We start from the raw sequence: 1,366 nt of genomic DNA, 5'->3' as shown, positions 1-1,366 counted from the left end.
GGATTAGACATTATTAATGGTGCTTTTGAAGGGTTACATTCTAGATGCGTTATCGTTTTAGATGAAAACGGAATTGTAAAATACACAGAACAAGTACCTGAAATTGGAGAAGAACCAAACTATAAAGCGTCTTTATATGCTTTATTAGACGAATAATTTTTAAAAAATTTAAATAATATGCTTTACTATATAAATTATAGTAAAGCATATTTACTACATATATATGAGCAAAAAAGACTCTTTTATTGTAAATAGAATAAAAAGTGTAGGCTATGCTTTTAAAGGAGCCTACCTTCTAATTACTACAGAGGCAAGTTTAAAAGTCCAGTTTTTTATAGGTATTATTATGACTATTGCAGGTGTTTATTATGAGCTATCTGCAACAGAATGGATGATTCAAATACTTATAATTGCTTTAATTATGGCTTTAGAAGGTGTAAATACGGCTATAGAAGAGATTGCAGATTTTATACACCCAGAGCGTCACCCAAAAATTGGCTTAATAAAAGATTTAGCTGCTGGTGCCGTTTTTATTTTTGCAATAGCAGCTGTTGTTGTAGGCGCAATTATTTATATACCAAAGATTTTCTAGCACATAAAAATCTATAAGTAAAGAGTAATACGTATAAGTTAAACCATAACCTTTTACTTTAAAATACAATTATCAATTAGGATAAACGTTAAGTATTTGTATTTTTGTTTCACCTAAAAACAGATAATGGCTAAAGCAAAACCGAAAGCAAAACCGAAAGCAAAATCAACAAAAAAAACCACAAAAAAGAAAAGATTTAGGTTAAAGCGTCCTAATATGGTTTTAAACAGTCAACAAAGATTAATTGTTGGTAGTTTTTTAATTATTCTAGGAATAATATTATTTATAGCGTTTTTATCTTTCTTTTTTACAGGAGAAGCAGACCAAAGTACTTTATCTGAATTCTCATCGAGACAAGTAAAGTCTGAAAATTGGTTAAGTAAATTTGGCGCTTGGGTAAGCGATTTATTTATTCAAAGTGGTTTTGGTATTTCATCATTTATATTTGCGGGTTTAGTTTTTTTATCTGGTGTATATATTGTTTTAGACTTAAAAAAAGAAAAACTACGTCAACATTGGTTTTGGGGTGTTTTAACGGTCATTTGGTTATCTGTATTATTAGGTTTTGTAGCAATTAAAGATGGTTTATTAAGTGGTACTGTAGGTTACGAAATTAACATGTATTTACAAGATTACTTAGGTAAAATTGGTACTATACTTTTACTTCTTTTTGTTTTAATTACTTATTTGGCAATACGTTTTAAAGTAACACCACAACGTATTGGTTCGTTTTTTAGTAATGCAAAAAAAGATATAAAATCTGAATTTGAAAAC

General features: G+C 28.5%; 2 protein-coding genes. Both read left to right on the top strand.

Annotation, left to right across the window (positions count from 1 at the left end):
* Positions 1–223: 223 nt before the first annotated feature.
* Entirely contained in the window at positions 224–592 is a 369-nt protein-coding gene (locus ACVC2P_RS12385; protein ID WP_452598782.1) for a diacylglycerol kinase, read from the top strand.
* 126 nt (positions 593–718) lie between these two features.
* Positions 719–1,366: DNA translocase FtsK 4TM domain-containing protein (locus ACVC2P_RS12380; protein ID WP_452598781.1), on the top strand; the 648-nt coding region annotated here is incomplete at its 3' end.

Source organism: Pontimicrobium sp. MEBiC01747 (genome assembly GCF_053601635.1).
The sequence above is the reverse complement of the archived record's forward strand: the minus strand, read 5'-3'. Positions and strand labels throughout refer to the sequence as shown.

Bases quoted from the DNA above. Each gene is read 5' to 3' on its own strand.
- ACVC2P_RS12385 (WP_452598782.1), top strand. From the start codon at position 224: ATGAGCAAAAAAGACTCTTTTATTGTAAATAGAATAAAAAGTGTAGGC.